Source organism: Streptomyces sp. NPDC015130 (assembly GCF_043080005.1).
Taxonomy (GTDB): Bacteria; Actinomycetota; Actinomycetes; order Streptomycetales; family Streptomycetaceae; genus Streptomyces.
The window spans coordinates 593,410-616,309 of record NZ_JBIBVC010000001.1 but is presented as its reverse complement, the minus strand read 5'-3'; the positions used below and the strand labels follow the sequence as shown (position 1 = coordinate 616,309).

23 protein-coding genes are annotated in these 22,900 nt (G+C 72.2%); 3 read left to right on the top strand and 20 right to left on the bottom strand.

All coding sequences use genetic code 11. The features are described from left to right. Window positions 1-147: 147 nt before the first annotated feature. The gene (locus ACF08F_RS02985) at window positions 148-1,455 is read right to left on the bottom strand and encodes a hypothetical protein (RefSeq protein ID WP_392296722.1); all 1,308 of its coding nucleotides are present in this window, start codon (window positions 1,453-1,455) and stop codon (window positions 148-150) included. Between the two features lie 69 nt (window positions 1,456-1,524). Then, window positions 1,525-2,034, bottom strand: coding sequence for a SigE family RNA polymerase sigma factor (locus tag ACF08F_RS02980; RefSeq protein WP_392296721.1), 510 nt, complete (start codon window positions 2,032-2,034; stop codon window positions 1,525-1,527). 141 nt (window positions 2,035-2,175) lie between these two features. Here ACF08F_RS02980 and ACF08F_RS02975 point away from each other — a divergent pair, with 141 nt between their 5' ends. Then, entirely contained in the window at window positions 2,176-2,559 is a 384-nt protein-coding gene (locus ACF08F_RS02975) for a DUF6479 family protein (RefSeq protein WP_392296720.1), read from the top strand. A gap of 96 nt (window positions 2,560-2,655) precedes the next feature. After that, the gene (locus ACF08F_RS02970; protein WP_392296719.1) at window positions 2,656-3,558 is read left to right on the top strand and encodes a sigma factor-like helix-turn-helix DNA-binding protein; all 903 of its coding nucleotides are present in this window, start codon (window positions 2,656-2,658) and stop codon (window positions 3,556-3,558) included. A gap of 6 nt (window positions 3,559-3,564) precedes the next feature. Here ACF08F_RS02970 and ACF08F_RS02965 read toward each other — a convergent pair whose 3' ends face one another. The 18 genes from ACF08F_RS02965 to ACF08F_RS02880 form a co-directional block, all read right to left on the bottom strand. Then, window positions 3,565-4,299: a pyridoxamine 5'-phosphate oxidase family protein gene (locus tag ACF08F_RS02965; RefSeq protein ID WP_392296718.1), complete on the bottom strand. Its 735-nt coding sequence runs from the start codon at window positions 4,297-4,299 to the stop codon at window positions 3,565-3,567. Between the two features lie 98 nt (window positions 4,300-4,397). Continuing rightward, entirely contained in the window at window positions 4,398-4,985 is a 588-nt protein-coding gene (locus tag ACF08F_RS02960) for a 4'-phosphopantetheinyl transferase family protein (RefSeq protein ID WP_392296717.1), read from the bottom strand. 164 nt (window positions 4,986-5,149) lie between these two features. Beyond that, a complete protein-coding gene (locus ACF08F_RS02955) occupies window positions 5,150-6,469 on the bottom strand; it encodes an MFS transporter (RefSeq protein ID WP_392296716.1) in 1,320 nt (439 codons plus the stop codon). A 6-nt stretch (window positions 6,470-6,475) separates the two neighbouring features. Continuing rightward, window positions 6,476-7,528: a polysaccharide deacetylase family protein gene (locus ACF08F_RS02950; RefSeq protein WP_392296715.1), complete on the bottom strand. Its 1,053-nt coding sequence runs from the start codon at window positions 7,526-7,528 to the stop codon at window positions 6,476-6,478. After that, window positions 7,528-8,898 (bottom strand): condensation domain-containing protein, encoded by a 1,371-nt coding sequence (locus ACF08F_RS02945; RefSeq protein ID WP_392296714.1) that lies wholly within the window; start codon window positions 8,896-8,898, stop codon window positions 7,528-7,530. Before ACF08F_RS02945 ends, ACF08F_RS02950 begins: the two co-directional genes overlap by 1 nt. A gap of 172 nt (window positions 8,899-9,070) precedes the next feature. After that, entirely contained in the window at window positions 9,071-9,931 is an 861-nt protein-coding gene (locus tag ACF08F_RS02940) for a hypothetical protein (RefSeq protein ID WP_392296713.1), read from the bottom strand. Further along, window positions 9,928-10,194 carry an acyl carrier protein gene (locus ACF08F_RS02935; RefSeq protein ID WP_317596642.1) on the bottom strand — a complete coding sequence of 89 codons (267 nt, stop codon included), beginning with the start codon at window positions 10,192-10,194 and terminating at the stop codon, window positions 9,928-9,930. The genes ACF08F_RS02940 and ACF08F_RS02935 overlap by 4 nt, the downstream gene beginning before the upstream one ends. After that, window positions 10,194-11,168, bottom strand: coding sequence for a 3-oxoacyl-[acyl-carrier-protein] synthase III C-terminal domain-containing protein (locus ACF08F_RS02930; protein ID WP_392296712.1), 975 nt, complete (start codon window positions 11,166-11,168; stop codon window positions 10,194-10,196). The genes ACF08F_RS02935 and ACF08F_RS02930 overlap by 1 nt, the downstream gene beginning before the upstream one ends. Next, on the bottom strand, window positions 11,168-11,992 hold the full coding sequence (locus tag ACF08F_RS02925; protein ID WP_392296711.1) for a class I SAM-dependent methyltransferase: 825 nt from the start codon (window positions 11,990-11,992) through the stop codon (window positions 11,168-11,170). The genes ACF08F_RS02930 and ACF08F_RS02925 overlap by 1 nt, the downstream gene beginning before the upstream one ends. Window positions 11,993-12,013: 21 nt before the next feature. After that, entirely contained in the window at window positions 12,014-12,247 is a 234-nt protein-coding gene (locus ACF08F_RS02920; protein ID WP_030219305.1) for a phosphopantetheine-binding protein, read from the bottom strand. Then, on the bottom strand, window positions 12,244-12,711 hold the full coding sequence (locus tag ACF08F_RS02915) for a holo-ACP synthase (RefSeq protein ID WP_392296710.1): 468 nt from the start codon (window positions 12,709-12,711) through the stop codon (window positions 12,244-12,246). The genes ACF08F_RS02920 and ACF08F_RS02915 overlap by 4 nt, the downstream gene beginning before the upstream one ends. Beyond that, complete coding sequence (locus ACF08F_RS02910) at window positions 12,708-13,583, bottom strand: hypothetical protein (RefSeq protein ID WP_392296709.1); 876 nt, start codon at window positions 13,581-13,583, stop codon at window positions 12,708-12,710. Before ACF08F_RS02910 ends, ACF08F_RS02915 begins: the two co-directional genes overlap by 4 nt. After that, on the bottom strand, window positions 13,580-14,452 hold the full coding sequence (locus ACF08F_RS02905; protein WP_392296708.1) for a diiron oxygenase: 873 nt from the start codon (window positions 14,450-14,452) through the stop codon (window positions 13,580-13,582). The genes ACF08F_RS02910 and ACF08F_RS02905 overlap by 4 nt, the downstream gene beginning before the upstream one ends. 163 nt (window positions 14,453-14,615) lie before the next feature. Next, window positions 14,616-15,269 carry a pyridoxamine 5'-phosphate oxidase family protein gene (locus ACF08F_RS02900; protein WP_392296707.1) on the bottom strand — a complete coding sequence of 218 codons (654 nt, stop codon included), beginning with the start codon at window positions 15,267-15,269 and terminating at the stop codon, window positions 14,616-14,618. Next, window positions 15,266-16,294 carry a LuxR C-terminal-related transcriptional regulator gene (locus tag ACF08F_RS02895; protein WP_392296706.1) on the bottom strand — a complete coding sequence of 343 codons (1,029 nt, stop codon included), beginning with the start codon at window positions 16,292-16,294 and terminating at the stop codon, window positions 15,266-15,268. Before ACF08F_RS02895 ends, ACF08F_RS02900 begins: the two co-directional genes overlap by 4 nt. A gap of 364 nt (window positions 16,295-16,658) precedes the next feature. After that, a complete protein-coding gene (locus ACF08F_RS02890) occupies window positions 16,659-19,418 on the bottom strand; it encodes a BTAD domain-containing putative transcriptional regulator (protein ID WP_392296705.1) in 2,760 nt (919 codons plus the stop codon). A 644-nt stretch (window positions 19,419-20,062) separates the two neighbouring features. Next, window positions 20,063-20,815 carry a DUF3800 domain-containing protein gene (locus ACF08F_RS02885; protein WP_392296704.1) on the bottom strand — a complete coding sequence of 251 codons (753 nt, stop codon included), beginning with the start codon at window positions 20,813-20,815 and terminating at the stop codon, window positions 20,063-20,065. 387 nt (window positions 20,816-21,202) lie between these two features. Further along, window positions 21,203-21,631, bottom strand: a complete 429-nt coding sequence (locus tag ACF08F_RS02880; protein ID WP_392296703.1) for an NUDIX domain-containing protein — start codon at window positions 21,629-21,631, stop codon at window positions 21,203-21,205. Window positions 21,632-21,688: 57 nt separating this feature from the next. Between ACF08F_RS02880 and ACF08F_RS02875 the strand changes: the two genes are divergently transcribed. Next, entirely contained in the window at window positions 21,689-22,468 is a 780-nt protein-coding gene (locus ACF08F_RS02875; RefSeq protein ID WP_392296702.1) for a GntR family transcriptional regulator, read from the top strand. The last annotated feature ends 432 nt before the right edge of the window (window positions 22,469-22,900 follow it).

Sequence of the window (22,900 nt, the reverse complement as noted above, 5' to 3'; positions counted from 1 at the left end):
GGGGCCGGGGGCCGCCCCTCCATTTGTGCCCGGGGGGGGGGGGGGGGGGGGGGGGGGGGGGCCGGGGGGGGGGGGGGGGGGGGGGGGGGGCGGGGGGGCCCCCCCCCACCCCTCCCTCCCCCGTTCGCTCCCCCGTCCGTCCCGGTGCTACTTCGCGGGCTCCTTCAGCCACTTCGGGCTCAGCGCGATCGTCTTCAGCTGCTCGACCGTCAGCGCGGGCTCGGCGCGCGTGGCCGCCTTGCGGTACCCCCCGGCGTTGAGGGTGGAGACGACGACCCTGAAGCCGTCGGCCGTCATGGTGTCGACGGTCCACATGACCGTGCCGGAGCCGCCCTTCTCCGCTGCCTGCTGGGTGACCTTGACCCTGCGGCCGTCGGGCAGGATGGTGACGTTCCCGCTGCCGTAGAGCTGGTGGGCCACGTCGCCCATCTTCGGCTGGACGTTGATCTCGACGAGGCTCTTGCCCTGGCCGTCGTCGACGACCGCGAAGCCGTAGCCGTAGTTCCCGTCCTTGTCCGTCACGCGCAGGCCCTTGGGCAGGAGCGAGCGCAGGGTGGACTGGATCTCGGCGCCGCTGGGCTCCCCGGACGGCAGCGCCGCGCCCGGGTCGGCCTTGAGCTTCTCGGGCTTGGGCAGCTGCGCGAGCAGCGGGCGCCAGTCGTCGGAGGTGACGAGGGCCTTCAGCTGGGCGGGGGTGAAGGGCGGGTTCTCGCGGGTGACGGCGGAGCCCTTCTGGGCGGCGGCGTTGTGCTCGCTCGCGTCGACCAGGAAGCCGTCCTTGGTGAGCAGGACCGCGCGCCAGTTCTTGGTGTCCTCGCGCCGGTCGGGGTACTCGTACCCCTGGATGACCATCAGCCGGTCGCCGCCCGCGAGCGTCTTGCTGGTGCAGGAGTCGAAGGAGACGTGGACCTCGCTCGGGCACGTGACCTGGCCCGCGCCGGCCTCGCCCTCGCCGCCGGCGGAGCGGTAGAGGCCGACGGAGACGGACGCCTTGCCGGCGCCGTCGTCGTAGACGCCGAGGGCGGACTGGCCCTTGCCGCCCAGGTTGTCGAACTGCCACTCGCCGTCGGGGGTGTTGGCCTCGATGACGGCCGCGATGTCCCGGACCGGGATCTGCCCCATGCCCTGGTTCGCGGCGTCGGGCGAGCCGACCTTGTCCCCCGGCCGGACTGTGGGGGCCGCGGCGACGCCGGCGGCCGTCGACTTGCCGCCGCCGATGAGCGATCCGCCGTACACCCCGCCGATGCCGACGGCGGCGAGCGCGAGGGCGCCGCCGGTCACCGCGAGGCGGCGGCGGACCAGGCGGCGCCGGCCGCGGGCGAGGCCGCCCGTGACGAGCTCGCGCCGGCCCTCGGTGGAGAAGCCCTCGCCCGTGCTGCGCAGGACCGCGCCGAGCTCTTTCTCGAAGCCCTCGTGCGGGGCGTCGTCGTGCTGGGAACCTTCGTTCAGAGGCATGCCGAGATCACCGTCTCCGGTCCGTGGGTGATGAGAAGTCTGATGGATGGGGTCCTGCGGGTGCGCCGGTCAGCGCACGGCGAACTCGGCGATGCTGCCGCCGAGCCGCTGCCGCAGCTTGGCCAGCGCCCGCACGGAGCGGGTGCGGACCGCCGCCGAGCTGACGTGCAGGGCGTCGGCGGTCTCCTCGACGCTGCGGTCCTCCCAGTACCGCAGCACCACGACCGCCCGGTCCTTGGGCGCGAGCCCGGCGAGCGCGTCGAGCAGGGCGATCCGGAGTGCCGGGTCCTCGCCGTTCTCGGGGGCGCGGTCGGGCAGCTCGCCCAGGGGGCGCTCGGTGGCGGAGCGGCGCCGCTGGTGGCTGAGGAACGTGCGGACGAGCACGGTCTGGGCGTACGCGGCGGGGTTGCCGATCCGTGCCATGCGGCCCCACAGGGCGTACATCTTGCCGAGCGTCTCCTGCGTGAGGTCCTCGGCGAGATGGGTGTCGCCGCTGGTCAGCAGGCATGCGGACCGGAACAGGTGCCCCGTGCGTGCGGAGGCGAACTCCAGGAACTCGTCCGCGCGGGACTTTCTCATGCCCCTCCTTTCCCTCGCGGTCACGTGGTGTGGTCGCCGTACACCTCATTGACGCGGCAGGGGCGCGGGAATGTTTCAGAAAACTTCGAAGGGTTCACCGCCCGACGGGTCCGAATAAGCGGAATCGGGTAATCCTGGAGTATGAACACTCTCAGCGCAGCAGAGGCCCTGGCCGCTGGGGTTTGGCAGTCGGGCCTCGGACAGGTCATCGGCGGGCTCGTACTCGTCGCCGTACTCATCGGAGCGTTCTGGTTCGGTTACCGGGTCCGCGACCGCGAGTCCGACACACCCAAGCCGGAGGAGCAGCCGCACCGGCCGGAGACCGACGCACTGCCCGGCGAGATGTCCGAGTACCGCAGGCCCGAGGTGATGCCGCAGACCGACGGCGAGCACCGCCTCATGCCGTACCAGCTCAAGAAGTCCGGCACCGAGACCTCGCCGGACCCGCCGACCGAGGAGAAGCGCAAGTGGGGCGGCATCTCCAGCGGAGGCTTCGGCAGCGGAGGCACCGGCCACGGCGACTGAAGCCGTGCGCGCCCCCGGCCGCGCCGGGACGTCCCCCGAGGGCGCCCCGGCGACGGCCGCACGCCGGCCCCGCCCCTGATCCGGAGGTCACGACCCGTGAATGACGACGACGACCTCGCGGCCCCCGCCGAGGAGCGCGAGCCGCGGCTGCACGCCGTGGCGTACCGGATGCTCGGCTCGTCCGACGAGGCCGATGAAGCGGTACGGGACGCGGTACGCGAGTCGGTACGGGAAGCGGTCCACGAGGCGATGCCGGAGTCGGTACGCGGTGCTGTACGGGAGCGGGCACCGAGGACGGCCCGCCGCCCCACCTCCGGCGGACGGGTGCTCGACGCCCTGGCCCGGAACTGCCTGGAACGCCTCCGCGCGCGCGAGAGCCACCGGGCGGCCCCCTGGGATCCCTGGGCCCCCGCCCGGCACGACCCGGCGGACCCCGACCCCGCCCTCCTGACGGCCCTGGACACGCTCACACCACCGGAGCGGCTCGCCTTCGTCCTCCACGACCTCTTCGACATCCCGTACGAGGAGATCGCCCGGATCCTGGAACGCACCCCGGCAGCCGCCCGGCAGCTGGCCGCCCACGCCCGGCACCGGGTGCGGGGCACCGAGGAGATGCCGGAACCCGACCCGGCACGCCAGCGGAAGACGGTCGCCGCGTGCCTGGCAGCCGCGCGGACCGGGGACGCCGAGGCGCTGCGCGCGCTCCTCGATCCGGACGTGGCGCTGCGGGCCGACCCCACCGCCGTACGGGCCGGGATGCGGCCCACGCACGGGGCGGGTCCGGTGGCCCCGGCCCTCGCCGGGCGGATCCTGGAGGCCCGCCCGGCCCTGGTGGACGGGACGGCCGGCCTGGTCCTGACCCGCGACGGGCGGCCTCACACGGTCTTCGCCTTCACCGTCCTCCACGGCCGGATCACCTCGGTCGACGTCCTGGCGGACGAGGGCCACCTCAGCCGCCTGACCCTGCGCCCCCTGGTGGGGAACACCACCGGCCCCTGAGCCCGGTCACTCCCCCGGGATCTCCCCCAGCACCCGCCCCGCGCGCGAGGCGACGTGCGCGGGCGGGGCGAGGTCCCCGGGCAGGACGGGGTCGGTGACCGGCTCGCCGAAGGTGGTCACGACGGGCAGGACGCCCGCCCACAGGCCGAGGGCCGCGTCCTCGGAGTCGCCGTCGTCCGGCGGGCCGCTCCGGGTCTTCACCGAGGCCTCGGTGAGGTCGAGGGCGAGGACCGAGGTGGCGGCGAGCTCCTTGCGGCTGGGCTGCCGCACGTACTCCCACTGGCCCGGCGAGCTCTGCTCGGTGAGCGCCCGCAGTCCGCGCAGCTTCTCCTCCGGGTCGGTCACCAGCCGCGGTACGCCGTAGACCATCGCGCAGCGGTAGTTGACGCCGTGCTCGAAGACGGAACGGGCGAGGACGAGCCCGTCGACGTGCGTGACCGTGACGCAGACGGTGGTGTCGGGGGCCTGGACCAGGCTGCGGCTGGCGACCGAGCCGTGGAGGTAGAGCCGGTCGCCGTCCACTCCGTACGCGGTGGGCACGACCATCGTCGTCCCGTCGACGGGCACCCCGAGGTGGCACAGGAAGCCCGCCGCGAGCACGGCGTCCAGGTCGGCCCGCTTGTGGCTGCCCTTCTCCCGCATGCGCCGCAGCCGGGTCCGCTCGGTGACGGGCAGGTCGCCACCCGTGGGGTCGGCGTCGCCGCCCCTCGGTTCGGCGGTGGCCTCTGTGGTGGCGCTCATGGTGCCCTCTCGTTCGGCGTGCCGGTTGCTGCTGGAGTTCTACGGGCTCACGCCCCGGCACCGCCACCCGCGCCCACCTGTCGGAACACCCCGCCCGCTCAGCGCCGTTCGGTCCAGGCGCAGCCGGCCGGGACCGGCTGCGCCTCGCGCGGGGCGCACCAACGGACCTTCTCCCAGGCGCCCGTTCGCTGTCCGAGGGTCACCGGGACGGTCCAGGGGCGGCCCGCGAAGCCCGTCCCGGTGGCCTTCACACAGGCCTCCTGGACCGTGAAGATCCAGGCGAACTCCCGTCTGCGGTCGTCCTCGGGCAGGGCGGAGAGCGCCTCGGCGTCGCCGGGCGCGCAGCACCGCCGCAGCAGGCGGTCGCCGACGGCGCGCGGGGCCTGGACGTCGACGCCGACGTCACGGTCCCTGGCGACGGCCGCGGCGACCCAGCCCGCGGAGTGCGAGAGGCTCACGCCCAGGTCGGGACGGTCGGGGAGGTACGGCCGGCCGCCCTGGAGGGCCGCGACCGGGCCGCCCCGGAGGTCCTCGCCGAGCTCCCGCAGCAGGGCCCGCAGCAGGGTGCGCGAGGCGGTGTGCTCCCGGGCCCGCCACGGCGGCAGTGCCGCGGCGGCCGCCCGGTCCGGCGCGGCGACGGGCAGCGCGGCGAGGACCTCGTCGGCGCGGCGGACCAGGTAGTGCACGCCCTCCGCGGGTGTGCGCGGCGCCCGGACGTCCGCCGAGGCACGTCCGGTGCGCGGCGCCCGGACGTCCGCCGTGGGACGCCCGGCGCGCCGCTCGGGCCCCGCGGGCCGCTGATGCCGCCCGTCCTGCCGATGCCGTCGCTCGGGCGCGCCGCCGGTGCCGCTCAGACGCGGTCCGGGACGCGTTCGAGGGTCCGTATCGGGCGGGCGGCCAGGAGCGCGGAGGCGGTGAGGAAGGAGACCACGACGCCCACCAGGAGCACGGTGTCCGTGCCGAACGCACCGACGGCGGGACCCGCCAGCGCGCTGCCGATCGGGTACATGCCGACGGAGCCCGCGACCTCGTAGGCGTGGACGCGGTTGAGCACCTCGCCCGGCACCTGGGTCTGCACGCTGGTGGCCCACATGACGCCCCAGACGCCGATGCCGGCGCCGACCAGGACCTGGGCGACGGCGAGGAGCCAGACGGGCCAGTCGAGGACGATGCCGAGCGGGTAGATCGGGTACGCCATCATCGCCACGGCCCCGGCGGCGAGCGGCCGTTGGGGCTTGTAGCGGATCGCGATGAGGCCACCGGCGACGGTGCCGGCACCCAGGGCGGCGTTGATGAGGCCGAAGGCGGAGGCGCCGTGCTCGGGCACGATGACGCCGGCGGCCACCGACAGCTGCGGGCCCCAGGAGAGCACCGCGTAGAACATCCAGATCAGGATGACGCCCCACAGCCAGCTGCGGGAGGTGAACTCCTGCCAGCCGACGGCCAGGTTGCGCCACAGGCTCTGCCCGGCCGGCGGGGCGGGCACCCTGCCGAGCCGCAGCACGAACAGGCAGATCGCGCTGGTCCCGTAGGCGACGGCGGAGATCACCATCACCCAGCCGGTGGACCCGAAGCCGACCAGGGCGCCGGCCAGGGCCGGGCCGCCGAGGCCGGTGATCGCCTCGGAGGTGCGCAGCACGCCGTTGGCGCCCTGCACGTCCCGGGAGACCAGCGGCACGGTCGAGGAGGCGCCCGGCTGGAACAGCGCGTTCGCCGTACCGGCCACGACCAGCAGGCCGTACAGCTGCCAGAGGTGGTCGATGCCGTGGATGAAGAGGAGCGCCAGCAGGATGTGGGCGGTGAGGTTGGCCAGGTCCGCGATGATCATCATCCGGCGGGCGGTGAACCGGTCGGCGAGCACCCCGCCGAACAGCACCAGGCCGGCGAACGGGGCGACCAGGAAGGCCATCGAGTAGCCGGCGGTGTCCAGTCCGTACCCGCCGGCGAGCAGACCGGCGGAGACCGCGACCGGCAGCATGGCCCAGCTGAGCAGACCGGCGCTGCGGGCCGTGAAGTAGTACCGGAAGTTACGGGACCAGATCGCCGGCTCCGAGGACGACGGGCCCGAGGGCGGGTCCGACGGCGGCCCCGCGGGCGGCGCTCCGTCGGGTCCCTCCTTCGTCCGCGGGGGCCCCTCCGCCGCGGTGTGCTCGGCGAGACGTTCTTCCATGGCTGTTCAACCCTTCAATCGTTGGTCGTGGTCTTCGAGTTCCGCCACCGTCACCAGCTCCAGGCCGCGTTCGAGCAGGCCCTCGACGATCGACGGAAGGGCAGCCACGGTCTGGGAGCGGTCTCCGGCGCCCTCGTGCATGAGCACCACCGAGCCGGGCCCGGCGGACTCCAGGACGGTCGCGGCGATCCGCTCCGGCCCCGGCCGCGCCCAGTCGCGGGTGTCCACGTCCCACATCGTCAGCGTGGTCGGATACCCCTCCAGGGCGGCGAGGACCTCGGGGCTCAGCGCCCCGTAAGGCGGCCGGAACCGGGTCGGGGCCTCCTCGCCGGTCACCTTGGCCACGGTCTCCGCCGTCCGGTCGAGCTGCTCGCGCAGCTGCTCCGGGGTCAGGTCGGGCAGATAGGGGTGCGACCAGGAGTGGTTGCCGAGCTCGTGGCCGGCCGCGGCGGTCCGGCGTACGAGATCGGGCAGTGCCGCGACGTGGTGCCCGACGCAGAAGAACGTCGCCCGGGCCCCGTACCGGTCCAGGATGTCCAGGACCTGCCGGGTGAAGACCGGATCGGGGCCGTCGTCGAAGGTGAGCGCGACCCGGGGGTCGTCCCGGCGGCCGTGCTCGAAGCAGCGTCCGGCCGCCGTCAGCCCGGCCACGATCGGCTCGCCGCGCTTCACGCCGTCGAAGTACTCCTCGGCGCGGCCGGTCAGCGTGCCGCCCTCGGCGGTGACCCGGGCCAGCTCGCCGGGCGCGGTCCTGGCCCGCTCCGCCAGCAGCCCGGCCGGAACGGAGCCGAAGCCGGGCCGCGGCGGCAGCAGCCAGGGGTCCGCGCGGTAGACCTCCAGGCCGGCCGCCGTCATCGGGCCGTCGAGCAGGCCGTTGGTGCTCTCCAGGACGACCGCCGGCGCCCGTCCGCCGTCGAAGTCCCTGAGCCAGGCGATGAGTTCGGCGGTCTGGGCGCCGCTCCAGCGGCCCGGCTCCGCGACCCGGCGCCCGGCGCCGTCCAGGACCTCGACCTGGTAGCCCTCGTCCGTCCAGGCGATTCCCGCGTACGTCCGCGTCATCAGTCCCCCAGCGCTATCGCCTCGGCGACGATCAGCCGCTCGACGCCGCGCAGGAACCGCTCCATGCCCTCGCGGTCGAGGACGGCCGGGTCGGCGGTCATGGCGAGGTCCAGGGCGCCCGGCGCGGTCAGCACGTCCACGGCCATCGAGACGTTCTTGCGGGGCAGGAACTCCGTCGGCCAGCTGAGCTCGGTCCGGCCGATCAGCTCGCTCAGCGGCGTCTTCGGCGGCTCCCCGCCGTCGAAGGGCCCGACGCCCGGGTCGCGGGTGTCGTTCCACCAGTACGAGTGGTCGGCGGCCTCGCCCTTCTCGACCAGCGGCGCCACCTCCCGGTCCAGCGCCCACTTGTCGTACGCGGCGTGCCGGAACGCGCTGAAGGCGACGGACCGGGTCCGCCGCACCGCGTCCTCGAAGTCCCGGTCCGCGTCCGTGAGCCGGAACAGGGCCTCCTGCGCGACCGTGCTGACCGCCGCGGCGGCGGCCGGCTGGAAGCGGTTGCCCACGACCACCTGGAACAGCACGTCGCTGCTCCCCGACATCCTGGCCAGCTGGTGGGCGGCCGCGCCGAGCAGCACCGCGGCGTCGCTCACCTCCAGCTCCGCCGCCACCCGCCCGACGGCGACCGCCAGCGCGGGCGAGCGCAGCAGCGCGTTCGGGAACATCCGGCCCGGGTCGTCCGCGAGCTCCGGCGCCGCGGGCTCCCGGAAGAGCTGCCGGGGTCCCGCGGTCAGCTGGTCGAGCCAGTAGCGGCGGGCCGCCTCGTCCCGGCGGCGGCCGAGCGGCGAGGCCTGGACCTCCGCGGCGTCCAGCGGCTGGAGCGAGGGGCGCGCCTGTCGCAGCGAGGCGGCGGTCTCCCCCGACTCGACGGACTCCAGGTCGCGGAGCAGCCGGCCGAGGCCCCAGTAGTCCATCCCGGTGTGCGCGCCGACGAGCACCAGGCGGTGGACCAGGCCCTCGCACTCCACCAGGCCGACCCGCAGGGGCCATTCCCGGGTGTGGTCGAAGGAGCGCCCGGCGAGCTCCTGGCGCAGGGCGGCGCCGGTCTCGGCGGCCCGGTCGGCGGCGCACGTGCGGATCTCCACCGGGAGCTCGCCGCTGCCGTCCACGACCTGCCGCAGACCGTCCTCGCCGTCCGCCAGGAAGCGGGTGTGCAGGCTGTCGTGGAGCAGGAGCAGCTCCGTGACGTCCGCGAGGACGCGGGACGCGGGGCGGGGCGGGGTGACGGGGAGGTCGACCGGCACGTTGTAGCGGGGCGCGTCGTCGCCGAGCCGGGTCACGACCCCCCAGATCGCCCGCTGCCCCCAGGTCGCCGGGCCGGCGCCGGCCCTCGCGGAGTCCAGCCTGATGGTCCGCGTCTCAGCCGTGGTCATCGTGTTCCGACCTTCCCTTCGGTTCGGTTCGGTTGCCTTGTCCGATGTCTGTCGAAGCCGTGCCGTACGCGCCCGCCACGAGCCGGGCGTCCGTGCGGCCGACCGGGGCGAGCCCGTCCACCACGGCGGGGGCGTGGTGGACGGGCTCTCCCGGGGCCGCGCGGGTGGGGTGCTATCCCTCGCCGCGGGCGAAGACCGCCACGTGGCTGCGGCCGGTGCGGGGGTCCGTGTCGCACAGGACGATCCGCCGGTGGTTCTCCCGCCACTCCTGCCAGTGGTCGGCCAGCTCCAGCCAGAGGCTGGTGCAGTAGCTGCCCGGGGCGACCCGGCGCGTGGCGGCGCGCTCCGGGACGTCCTCGGTGACCCAGGGGCCGAGGACGAGCAGGTCGCCGTCCTCCCCGAGGCCCCGGCCCAGGGCGTCCGCGCCGAGCGCCTCCGCCGCCGAGGCGGCCGAGTACGCCCGTACGAACCGCGGACCGTCCTCGGCGGCGCCGTCGCCGCCCCCGGTGCCGAGGACCAGCGCCGCCGCCGAGTCGATCAGCGGGGTGTCCTGAACCAGCGGGAACGGCGTCGGCAGCGTGGTCTGTTCGAGGACCGCGATCACCACCTCCGCGGCCCGGCCCGAGCGGTGGTACGCCGAGGCGATCCGCAGCGCGGTGAAGGGCGCGGCCAGGCCCTGCTCGGCGATCGCGAAGTTGGCCGCCCGGCCGCCGAGGCGGTCGGTCATGTGCGGTGCGACGGCCGTGAACGGCACCACGTCCGGCAGGGCGTGGGTGACGATCAGCAGTTCCGGCCTGCTCCGGCCGACGCCCTCGTCGGCGACGAGCAGGTCCGCGAGGTCCCGGTGCTGGACGTGCGCCCCGCTGTTCAGCAGCTCCTCGTCCGGCTTCTCGCCGAAGGGAGTGAGCAGGTCGCGGAAGTAGTCCAGCGCGGCCGGGCGGTCCTCGGGGGCCCGGCCCTCCGGCGAGCGCACCGCCGCGGCGGCCCGGACGACGAGTCCGGCCGCGCCCCCGCTCCTGACGTCCCCGCTCATGACGTCCCCTCTGCTTCGCGGAGTGCGGCCTCGACGTAGTCGGCGAAGGACCGCATGGTCCGCAGGTGGTCGATGTCGAGCTCGTCCGGGTCGACCGCGATGCCGGTCGCCTCCTCGACGGTCATGAGGAGCCCCAGGACGGCGATGGATTCGAGCTGGAGCTCGTCGAAGAGCGCGGTCTCCTCCGTGAGCCCGGAGACCGGCCGCTCCAGGACCTCGCTGAGCGCCTTCTCGATGACGAGCAGAATCTCCTGACGGTCCATCACTTCCCGCCTCCCGCCCGGTGGGTGATCACCATCGCGCCGAAGGTGGCGCCCAGGCCGACGGAGACCAGCAGGTAGTGCGCGCCGTCCACGAGGCGGCCCTCGTCCCGCAGGGTCGTGTAGTTGACGAAGACGTCCGAGGCGAAGGTGTGGCTGTAGCGCGGGACGTTGTCCAGGAAGACCTTCTCCGGCGCCACCTCCAGCACCTTGATGGTCTGCCGCCAGGCCAGCTTGTTGACGTTGTGCGGGATCACCAGGTCGACGTCGTCGAGCGTCAGCCCCGCCTCCGCCACGGCCTGGTGGATGACCTCGGCGATCCTGCTGCCGTACTGCTCGCCGAACTCCGTGTTCTGCTCGGCGGTCAGCTCCAGCCACTGGGCGTACTCGCCCAGGGTCCGGGTGGCGAAGGACCGGACGACATCGCCCTCGCCGTCCAGCGTGATCAGGCACGAGGCGGCGGCGTCGGCCATGATCGACGTGTTGGGGACGAGCTGGACCATCGGCGAGTACGCCTGCTCGCCGGTGACCATCAGGGCGTACGACCCCTCGGAGCCCTCCGCGCGCAGCAGTTCGCCGAGCACCTCGATGGCGCCCAGGCTGCTGACGCAGGCCTGGTGGCTGAGGCCGAACGCCTCCGTGTCGGTGAGACCGAGGTCCTTGCCGACCTCCTGGGCGATGTCCACGTCGGCCGGGGCCACGGCCTGGGTGACGTGGGCGTACGCCAGGTAGTCCACCGTGCCGCCCTCGGGGAGGGCGGCCAGGGCGCCGCGCGCGGCGGGCCGCAGCAGGTCGAGCAGCGGCAGCTCGGGGTCGAAGCGCAGCGTGTCCAGGCCGTAGAACTTCCGGAACACCCCGAGCTCGGCCCGGCGCAGACCGAGCCGCTCGCCCAGCTCCTCGATCCGTACGCTGCGCTCGGGCAGGTACGACTCGATCCGCTCCAGGGTGATCCGGCGGTCCGTGGTCGGCTGACCCATCAGCCCGTCGCTATCTCGGCGCGGATCAGCCACAGCCGGTTGGCGCCCCGGCGGTCCCTCGGCTGGACCTCGTACGGCCAGCGGCCCTCGCCGGCGCCGGGCTGGCCGGGCTCGCGCAGGTCGGTGGTCTTCCAGCCGTTGGCCGTCAGGAACTCCTCGGGCTCGTCGGTGCCGAAGATCCACGGCGTGCCGTCGGCGGCGAGGGTGTCCAGCCAGCGCTTCGAGAACGGGCTGCGCAGCAGGGCGCGGCCGAGGATGTCGAAGGCCAGGTGGCTGCCGGGGGCGGAGGCCGAGGCGAGCAGCTGGAGCAGCCCGGCGGCCTGGTCCTCGGTGAGGAAGAAGGTCAGCGCCTCGGCGACCCACAGGGTCGGGCGGGTCCGGTCGAAGCCGGCGGCCTCCAGGTCGGGCAGCCACTCCTTGGTGAGGTCGGCGGAGACCTCGCGCCGGTCGGTGCGCGGCTCGGCGCCGAGGGCGTCGAGGCGGCGCCGCTTCTCGGCGATGAGGAGGGCGTGGTCGACCTCGAAGACCTGGGTGCCCTCGGGCCAGTCGAGGCGGAACGCCCGGGTGTCCATGCCGGCCGCGATCAGCACGACCTGCTGGATCCCGCCCTCGGCGAGGACGTCCTTGATGGCGTCGTCCAGGAACCGGGTCCGGATGGAGATGAACGGCAGCAGGCCGCCGCCTTCGTAGCGGTCGATCAGCTCGAAGCCCCGGGGCGCGGCAAGGTCCTTGGCCAGCGGGTCGACGAAGAGCGCGTCCTCCCGCTGGGACTCCAGGTAGCGGGCGGCGGCCATCCACTGTGCGGTGTACGAGACTGCATCCATGGTGAAGATCCCTCCTCGGGATCAGGCGAAGAACGCCTTCTCGATGGTCGCGAGGGTCTGGAAGTCCTCGATGTCGATGTTGTCGAAGTCGATCTCGACGCCCGCGGCGTCCTCGATCGTGTAGACGAGCTCGACGAAGGCGAGCGAGTCGACGAGCCGGCTCTCGATGAGGTCGACGTCGGAGGCGAGCTCGGTGCGCTCGGGGTGACGGCCGAGGATCCAGTCCCGGACCTTGTCGATACCTGCGGAACTCATGGCATTCCCTTCGGAGTCGCTGACTGCTGCGAGTTGGGGTGGTCGGGAGAAGCGGCGGAGAAGGCCGAGGAGGCGGAGGAAGCGGAGGAGGAGGTCGCGACGGCGATCGCGAAGCCGGCGTCGTGGCTGATGCTCACGTCGATCGGGCCGAGCCCGGCGGCCCGGGCCAGCTCGGCGGCCCGGCCGGAGAGCCGGACCTCAGGCCGCCCGCCGGGGCCGCGCAGGACCTCGATGCCCTGCCAGGGGACGGGCCGTCCGACGGCACCGAGGAGCTTGAAGACGGCCTCCTTCGCGGCCAGCCGGCCGGCGATCCTGGCCTGGTCGGGCGCGCCGTCCGGGGTCCGGGAGCCGGACAGCTCCTCGGCGGAGAGGTACTTCCTGAGCAGCGGCCCGATGCCGGGATCGAGGAGCTCGTCGACCCGGGAGAGCGGCACGAGGTCGACGCCGATCAGGGGCTGGGTCACGACGGGTCGGCTGCGGGGGCCGCTGCCGCGGCGGGGGCCACCCGGGCCGCCGCGTCGCGCACGGCGGTGAGCGCGGCGTCGAGGTCCTCCCCGAAGTGCTCGGTCAGGACGGCGATCCAGCGCTCCAGGCCGAAGGCCACGCAGGAGGTGTAGGCGTGCTCGCCGGAGCCCAGCCGGATGCCGCACCGCTCGCCGAAGAAGTTGCGGTGGGTGTTGACGGAGGCGATGGCCAGATCGCCGTACTGGAACTCGTACTTGACCGGGCTGAGCTTCTGCAGCAGCGCGCGGCCGTTGTCGTTCCGGAAGAACGGGTCGCCGGCCGGCACCTTGCCCAGCTCGACGCCGAGCGCTCCGGCGAAGGCCTGGATCCGCTCGGTGAAGCGGGCCAGGACCTGCTGGGTGTGCTCGAAGCTGCCGATGGCGACGATCTCGCGCATCTGGAAGCTGGCGAGGCGGCGCAGCCCGCCGTAGTGGTCCTCGTTGCGGAAGCAGCGGTTGACCAGGGTCACCAGGGTGTCGTCGGCGACCTCGTGCCCCTCGTGGAAGAGGTACGCGCCGTAGCAGGTGGCGTGCGGCAGCCCGTACCGCGCCTCGGTCACGGCGCCGGGCCCGAACCGGCCGTCCACCGGCTTGAACTGGTCCTCGGTCAGGTCGAGGGAGCCCGCCACCCAGGCGAGCTGGGGGAAGTTGGTGTAGACGTCGAACTTCTCCAGGTCGGTCACCGGGAAGAGCGGCGGGGCGATGATCTCCTCGGCGCCGGCCTCGGTGCCCCAGCCGGCGAAGACCCGGTCCAGCTCCTTGACGAGCCGGGTGGCCGGCGGCCCGAGGATGGCGAGCGCGGGCGCGCCGTCGCTCCCGGTCAGGCGGTTCATCGGATGAGTCCCGTCTTCTCGAGGTACTTGGCGGTCTTGCGGAAGGTGCGCAGCTCGGCCTCGGCGCGGGCCGGCGACTCCATGAGGGACCGGCGCAGCTCGTGCGGGTTCTCCAGTCCGGCGTCGCGGTAGACCTGCGGGTGGTAGAGCGAGTCGAAGCTGTGCTTCAGGTAGCGGCGCAGATAGGTGGAGATCTCGTCGAGCTCCTGCTCGGTCGCCGTCTCCTTCAGGTCCTGGTGGAGCAGGCTGACCAGTTCGCGGCCGAAGGCGATGTGCCGGGACTCGTCCTGGTGGTGGATCCGGTTGATGCCGCGGATCGTCTCGTGCAGCCGCTCGTCCTCGGCCATCATCGAGTTGAAGTGGTCGACCAGCTCTTCGAAGATCAGGATGCGGGTGAAGACCAGCAGGCTCTGGATCTTGGCCGAGGATCCGGCCACCTCGGCGCCGCCGGCGGGCTGCTTGTAGATCTTCCCGCCGTAGCGGAGGCAGAACTCGGCAAAGAACCACATGTGCTCGTTCTCCTCACCGATGAAATGGTGGAAGAACTCCGAAGGCGTTTCAAAACCGGCGGTGTGAATCCGGGCGACCACCTCGATGAGCAGTTCCCGGATACCGTGCACATTGAGGCTGTAGAAATTGATGCTCTCGTGCTTGGAAAGCGTGTGGAGCTGCTGCGGAGTGAGCTTCTCGGCCCATTCCGTCCCGTACGTGGTGGTGAGCTCGGGGCTCATCCACCACATGTCCTCGGGCAGTCGGTCCGGCCACTCGAACAGCCGGTACGGGTTGTAGTAGTCGTCGATCGACTTCGTGGCGAGTCGGTCCAGGATTCCCCGGAACCGATCGTTTCGGTCGATCACGTCGCTGACCATCGCGCGATGTCTCCGTTCGCTTCGAGGGCTCTTTGCTGAATCCAGTCTGGATTCTCGCTAGAGGCGCTCTCAAGGACCGAAACCGGCTGCCGAATTCGGTCAGCGGGCAATCGGCCGGCGGCGGGCCGCCGACGGATCAGCCGGCGGCGGGCAGGCCGACGGATCAGCCGGCGGTCCGGGCGGAGAGTTCCGCGCGCAGGGCGGCGTTCTCCTTCTCCAGGCGGGCGACCCGGTCCAGGACGGGCGCCATGGCGTCGGAGACCTCGGCCCGGGTGAAACGGGGGGTGATGTGGTTGGGGCAGTTCCAGGCGAAGGCCTCGACCCGGATGGTGACGAGCTGCTCGACCGTGCCCTCGGTACGGTGCGCGTCGAGGCGCTCGACGAGCTCGACGGCCCGGCCCCCCAGCCGGACGGCCTCGTCGACCGACATGGCCTTCGCGCGGCCGAAGAGCTTGAGGCGGGTCTGCCGGGCGTGGTCGATGAAGAACAGCGCGACCCGGTCGTTGCCCCGCACGTTCCCGGTGGTGATGTACTGCCGGTTCCCCCGGACGTCCAGATAGCCGAGGGTGTGCTCGTCGAGGACGTGGACGAAGCCCGGCGGGCCGCCCCGGAACTGGATGTACGGCCACCCGGTCTCGCCGACGCTCGCGAAGAGGAAGCCGTCGAGGCCCTGGATGAATCCGGCCGCGGCGGCGGTGAGCGGCTCGGCCTCCTCCGCCGGCTCCCGCAGACGGCGGTCGGTCGCCGTGGCGCTGCCCATCTCCTCCTGGACCCTGCGCACCGAGGAGCTGTACGCGAGGTGGTCGTAGCGGCTCATGCGGCACCCCGCAGGGCCGTGTCGACCAGACCGGTCCGGGCGGCGAGCACCCCGGCCTGGAAGCGGCTGGAGGCCGACAGGTCCTGCATGATCGTGGCCACGTGGCGGCGGAGGGTCCGCTCGGACATGCCCACCCGGCGCGCGATCACCTCGTCCTTGGCGCCCGAGGCCAGCAGGTCGAGCAGGGTCGCCTTCAGGTCCCCCATCGTCCCCGCGTAGCCGGCCGCGGCCGAGTCGAAGTCGAAGGCGGACTCCCAGACCCGGGCGTGCAGTCCGGCCAGGAAGGCCGCGACGGCGCCGTCGTAGACGACGGCGATCGCGTCGCCCTCGCCGGCCGGGATGAAGGCCGTCTTCCGGTCGAAGACCAGGAAGCGGTCGCGCACCTCGTTGGTCGTCCGCACCTGGCCTCCCGCGGGCAGGAGTTCACCGAGGTGGGCACGGGTGTCGGAGTCGCCGCGGGCGGTGTGGGGGTAGAGGATCCGGCCCTGCGCCCCGCGCCGTACGGCCTCCAGGACGAGCGGGCGGGCCAGCCGCAGCTCACTGGTCTCGCGGGCGACACAGGGCTGCATCACGAGGACCTCGCGGGTGCAGCTCTGGGCGGCCTCCAGGAGGCGCAGTTCGATCTCCTCGCGGTCCTCGGTGATCACCACCGGTTCCGGCCGGCTCCTGGACTGCTTCTCGAAGGCCGTCACGAAGGAGCTCAACTGCCCCTTGAAACCTTCGAGTCGGTGGCGGCTGTCGAGGATCTCCCGCTCCAGGGGGACCAGCAGCTCCATCTGGGCGGCCTCGGGGCTGACCGCGACGAACCGGCCTCCGCCGCCCTCCGCGGGCTTGACCAGCCGTAAGGCGCGCAGCGTGCCGACGGCCTGCTCGGCTCGCTGCCGCGGGACGCCCAGCTCCTCGGCGAGGCCGGACGGACTGAACTCGGCACGTCCGATGGCGCGTTCGTAGAACGCGACCACGAACTCGTTCACCTCGGCTGTGAGCCGGGCTTCCTGACGTGGGGTCTGTGCCGGGGATTCCATCGTCACCTTTCTGATCGCGCGGTGGTGGTGCGGACGGTGGGCATGACCGAAGGGGAGGGTCCCGGAACGCGCTCGGCACGGGGCGGCTGCGAAGGCCAACGTGAGCTGTGGCAACGTGTCACCTCATGAATCGGCACGGGGAACGGCCTTCCGGTGCGGCCACCGTACGATTCCGGCCTGGGCGGGCTCCTACAGCCGGACCAGAGGACCGGAAGCCCCCGGAGGACCACCCGCACCGCCCCTGACCTACGGTTCTTCCGGTCGCCGCAGAACGGCCAGCAGGGACCGGCAGAACTGGGGCAACTGCCGGAGTAATGGTCCTGCCGCCGGACCGGCACCGCCCGGGACGGAGCCGCCCGCTCCTCTACGGCGGGGTGAGGATCCCCCCGGCCTCCGCCCCGCTGCCGCGCCGGGCGAGCTTCCGGGCCGCGGAGTGGTGGTCGCAGGCGGGCCGGAGACCGCCGTCCTCCTGGTGGGCGGCGCGGATGCGGCGCAGGGCGAGGGCCTGGCCCTCGTCCCAGCCGGCCAGCCGGGCGAGCTCCAGGGCGCTGCCGAACAGCTCCAGCGCCTGCGCGTTGTTGGCGAGGACCCAGTGGCATTCGGCGCGCCGCAGCTGCGCGGCGGCCTGGGCCCGCAGCTCGCCGTCGGCGACGGCGGCGAAGAGGCTGGCGGTCGCGACCTTGAGGCAGTCGCCGGTGTACATCCCCACCGAGAGGTAGTCGTGGAGGCTCTCCGCGAGCCGCCAGGCGAGGGCGGTGAACCCGGCGCCGGAGGCCTGCAGGACGGCTCCGGCCAGGTTCTCCCGCTCGCTGTCCAGCCACTCCGAGGCCTCGCGCCGGTCCACGAAGACGGGCGCGGAGGAGGGGGCGGGTCCGTTGGAGGGGTCCGTGCCCGGGGCCGCCGGGTAGAGGAGGCGGGCGGCGGCGTCGGTGTGGTGGAGGTACCAGTCGTAGAGCCGCTGCCGGGCGGCGTGGGCCTCCTCGCGGCTGACGAGCTCGCGGCCGTACGAGCGCAGCAGGTCGTGCATGCCGAAGCGGCCGGCGGCCCGTTCGCGTACGAGGTGGGCGTTGGTCAGGCTCACGAGGAGCGCCGCCGATTCGGCCGGGGCGGAGTCGGCCAGCGCGGCGGCGCCGGCGGCGGTGACGTCGGGGCCGGGGATGAGGCTGAGGAGCCGGAACATGCGCTGGGCGGCGGCGGGGAGCGCGCGGTACGAGAGGTCGAAGGCGGCGCGCACGGTCGAGCGCCGGTCTCCTTCGATGCGGAGCCGGTTGAGCATGTCGTCGCCGGCTAACTCGGCGCAGTAGTCGGCGATGCGGGCGTCGCGGGCGAGGAGGTTGGCGCCGGCGATGCGGATGGCGAGCGGCAGTCCTCCGCAGAGCCGCACGAGTCTGCGGGCCGCTTCCTCCTCGGCCGCGACCCGGCTCTCGCCGATGGTGCCGCCGAGGAGCTGGCGGGCCTCGTCGGGGTCGAGGACGTCGAGGACGAGCTGGCGGGCGCCGTCGCTCGCGACGAGGCCGGCGAGCCGGCTGCGGCTGGTGATGACGACGGCGCAGCCCTGGGCGCCGGGGATGAGGGGGCGGACCTGTTCGGCGTCGCGGGCGTTGTCGAGCACGATCAGCATCTGCTTGTCGGCGAGGAGCGTGCGGTAGAGGGCGGCGGCCTCGTCCTCGTCCGCGGGCAGCTGGTCGGGCGGGGCGCCGAGGGCGCGGAGGAACTGTGCGAGGACGTCGGCGGGGCGGAGGGTGGGGAGCGGGGAGTGGCCGCGCAGGTCGACGAAGAGCTGGCCGTCCGCGAAGTGCTCGCGCCGGGCGTGGGCCCAGTGCTTGGCGAGGGCGGTCTTGCCGACGCCGGGGGCGCCGACCACGGCCACGAGGTGCGAGCGGTGTGCGGGGTCGGGCGAGACGAGGGCGTCGAGCTCCCGCATCTGGCGCCGACGTCCGACGTACGAGCCGGCTCTGGCGGGCAGTTGGGCGGGGAGCGGCCCGCCGGGCTGGGCGGCCGGGCGGGCGGGGGGCGCCGCGGGGGCGGGGGGTGCGGGCTGCTCGGTGCGGCGCTGCGCGAGGGGGAGCGCGAGGGGCAGTTGCTGGCGCAGGACCCGCAGGTGGGCGTCGCGGACCTCCGCGTTGGGCGCGATGCCGAGCTCCTCGTCGAGCCGGTCGCGGAGCCGGTTGTAGACGTTGAGCGCGGCGGCCTGTTCGCCGCAGCTGGCGAGGGCGAGGACGAGCCGGGCGTGCAGGCCCTCGTGCAGGGGCTCGGTGTTGACCATGTCCCACAGCACGGGGACGGTCTCCTCGGGCCGGCCCAGGAGGAGTGCGGTGTCGGCGTGCAGCAGCACGGCCTTGACCCGGCGTTCGTTGGCCACGACGGCGGCCGGGTGCTGGCGCAGCACGGGGTCGGCGTCGGCGAGGACGGGACCCCGCCACCACTGGAGGGCCTGCGTCAGCGCCTCGTACGCGGCGCGCGGGTCGGGCGCGCGGTGCAGGCGCTCCGCCTCGGCGAGGAGGTCGTCGAAGTGGCCGAGGTCGATCTGGTTCCGGGGGGCCTCCAGGAGGTAGCCGGTGGGGGTCCGGACGACGGTCGGGGGCGGGACGGTCCGCAGGGCGCCCTGTTCGAGGAGCCGGCGGACCTGGCTGACGTAGGTGTGGATCAGGCTCTGGTGGGAGCTGGGCGGCCCCGAGGGCCAGAGGGTGTCGGTGATCTCCTGCTGCGTGGAGGGCTCGGGGTGCTTGAGGGCGAGGAGTCCGAGGAGCCGGCGCAGCATCGGGCTGGTGACGGGGACGGGGGTGCGGCCGCTCTGCAGGGAGAGCGGGCCGAGGATGAGCAGGCGCGGTCGGCCGGGGTCGCGCGGGGGCCCGGTGCCGGCGCCGGCCAGCAGGTCCGCGAGCTCGCCGTTGGTCAGCCCGAGGGCCTCGGCCAGCCGCTGGAGGGTGCGCGACTGGGGCCGCCGGACCCGGCCGCGCTCGATGTCCCGCAGGGCCCTGGTGCTGATCCCGGCCCGTGCCGCCGCCACCTCCTGGCTGAGCCCGGACCGTCTGCGGAACGCCTGAAGCCGTGGGCCGAACGAGCCGGACTCGCCCGCCGGACCTCCCCGGGGAAGCCCCGTGGCCGCCGTCCTCTCTGACATGGCATCCCCCTCATCCGATGACCGCGACGTGTCGGTCACGACCGGCGGTGGCATTGCGGGCTGTGCATGGCCGACTCCGCGGAGGCTTCGTCAATCGATCAGTTTGGACTAGACCAATGAGCCAAGCAAGGGGCCCCGACACCGCCCCGGGGGCCGCAGCCGCACCCGGGCACGAAAAAACCCCAGGTCACAAATGACGTGACCTGGGGTTCAACCGAGCCGCCTTCGGGATTCGAACCCGAGACCTACGCATTACGAGTTGTCCGGTCTCGATCCTGAGGCGTCTACGGACGCCCGCCCGAACCGCTGCGGCGCAGGTCAGCACAGCCAGTCGGACTGCACCGAACAGTCCTGGACACCTCTGGAATCAAGGCAGTCTGAGACCACAAATGAGACCACCGCGATCGGGCCGCGAGGCCGCGAGCAGACCAGGAGGGGGAAGCCCCTGGGTGCCGCGTGAGGAACTCGAGCCGCTTGATTCAGATGCGCACTGGCGTTCGAAACGTTACTCGAACGGCAGCCTTAATGTCCGAATTGCCGGTTGACCGTACGCCCCGTTCCCGTAGAGTAGAAGTGCACGGATGGTCGTCTGCTGATCGGAAACGGCAGCACCCGCGATTGCGGCTTAAGCCGGCCGACGTGCTTCACAGGGCCGCTACCCACGGGTAAGCGGCCTTTGTGCTGGGCCCCCACGGGTGCATCTTCATCCCGTACGAGGTGATCGCACCCGTTCCCCGCCGATACAGAAGCCCACGCAACTCCCGCAGGTAGCGCGGCTCCGTGTTGCCATACTTGTCGGGGTTGAATGCGGCAAAGGTAGCTGAGGCCGCAATGTCGGCCACCTGGAGCATCTCAACCCGGCTGGGCTGATCCATCCGCCCACCCGTCGGGTCCAAGGCCGCCCAACAGATCTGCGTCCCCTCGACTTGAAGCGCTGCCTCGTACGCCCGCAGCTTGGCCAGCTTCATCCGAACGATATGGGCCAGCGTGAACGTCAGAACCGAGCGGGAGTCGCGGGCGAACCACGACAGTCTTTCGAGGAGATAGCGAAGCGTGTACAGGTAGAACTGGTCCTCATCCATACTCGAGGAGCTGAGGTGCCGCTTACACACGACAACGGTCGAGATCGTTGCCCACTGCTGGCCGCCGAGGGTCTTCGCCGCGTGGACCCGGTCGATGTGCTTGAAGTTCTGCCAGTGCAGCGTCGCGCCTTGGCCGCGGCCGAGCTCGATGCGGAGCTTGGCCAGGAAGGCAGCGGCCTCGGGAAGGTCGGCCTCAGCCACGATTACAGCGGACATGACGAAGCAGTCGCTGGACTTGGCTGAGTGCGACCTCACGCCAGCCTCATCGATGAAGGCGTGAAGTCGTCGCGGCGACGCTGCCGGCACCTCATTCATGTGGGATCTCCGTCCCGACGAAGCGATACGAACGCGCTTGCCCGATGCAACCGTTCGCCACGCGAGTGTCCGGGGTTGACGCTCCGCTGATGTTCGCACCGACAAGAGCGGCGGCCAATCTGCTTATCCACAGGGCATGTTGATAACAATTCAAAACCTGTTCATAACCCCCGATTTTCTGTGGACGGGTCAGGGGATGACGCTGTTGAAAAGGCCGCAGCGGCGAGTCGATCAACCCTCTGATCTGCAGGTTCTTCAGGCACAAGCTGTGGAAGAGAAAAGATCTTCCACACGGAGCGTGATCGCCCAACACGACCTGCGTGGGGCACGGGTTTGGGCCACCCGAAGGGGGCCCAAACGGGTCACTCACGACCTAGTACGTCGAGGTCAAGCACGCTCCAGCAGGTGTCGACCGTTGTGCGCGCGAACATGGGGCGTCGACGCTGCGCCCAGGGCGTCCAGGACCCGCACGGCGTAGACCTCGCCCATCCGCTCCTCTACCTCCTCCCGGGTAAGCCACTCGACCGCAGTCGACTCGGCGGAAGTGCTCTCCTCGCCGCCTACAGGCCGGCATCGAAAGACGAGAGCGACCACGCCCCGCGTCATGTTCTTGTAGACCCCACTCAGGCGCTCAACCTCGACGCGCACGCCCGTCTCTTCGAGAACTTCCCGAGCCGCGCCCTGCTCGGGCCGCTCATCCAGTTCGAGCACCCCGCCCGGGGGCTCCCAGGTGCCGTTGTCCGCGCGCCGGATCGCGAGGATGCGGCCGTCTTCCCGCACCACCACTCCAGCTACCGACACCGAGTGCAGCGGCATAGTTGCGCCCTCCAGTAGCGTTGCTTATATACAGGAGCTTAGGAGGAACAGAAGGACATGGCATCCATCCCCTCACGGGACTCCGGAAAGCCGCGGTATCTCCAGATCGCCGACGACCTCGTCCAGCAGATCAACGAGGCCGCACTTGAACCCGGCGAACAAATGCCGAGCGAGTCGGATCTCATGCGGAAGTACTCCGCATCCCAGGGCACTGTCCGGAAGGCGATGGCTGAACTTCGCGCTACCGGCCTCATCGACACCCTCCACGGCAAGGGCTCCTTCGTGAAGCGGCGGCCACCAGTTCGCCGGAAGTCGTCCGATCGCTTCAGAAGGTCCCACCGCACCGCTGGCAAAGCGGCCTACCTCGCCGAAGCTGAGCAGTCCGGCAGTAAGCCGAGCGTCAGCGTGCTGTACGTCGGCCCGGTCGACGCCCCGGCCGACATTGCCGAGCGACTATCGGTCCCCACTGGCTCCAAGATCCTCGCTCGGCGCCGTCTCTACTTCAGCGACGGCATCCCGACGGAGGAAGCAATCTCCTACCTGCCCTGGGATGTCGCCAAGGACATCCCTCAGCTCTTCGAAGACAACCCGGGCGGCGGTGGCATCTACGCACGCCTGGAGGAGAACGGCCACTCATTGGTCGAGTTCACGGAGACCGTACGGGTACGCCTTGCCACCAAACAGGAGGTCGCGGCGCTGAGCCTCAGCCCCGGCTCGCCCATCATCCACCTAACCCGGAATGCTGAGACCTCGAATGGCCGAGTTGTAGAGGTCTGCGACACCTTCATGGCCGCTGACCAGTTCGTTCTGGAGTACCGCATCCCTGCTGGTGACTGAAAACAGTCCCTTCTGAACGCAACCCGCCGTGTCCGAGGCTGCACGGCGGGTTGACTCATGTGCAGGAGCTGGGCACTCTCATACACATCACTCCTGCACATGAGTGCATGAGCGCAGGAGTACCCGTGTTGCCTGCAGAGCTGCGCCGTCATTGGTTCAGGTCGGGGCGCACTCGCACGACAAGGGGCCCGGGACAGAGCGGGCCGAGGATGCCGGACATCCGTTTGCTTCCAGAGGAGCGGTCCTTGTCAGTCCGGACGGCAGATCTCTGCCTAAAGCGGGGCCCTAGCGACTGTTCCTTGAACCGGCAGGCGCGGCCTCGAAAGAGATCACTGATCTACCCAACTCCGCAGCTCTCAACTGCGGCCGGTTGCCTCCTCCGCCCGTCTCGTACGGGCGGGGTTGAGGGGAGCCGGATGGTTCCAAACGGCG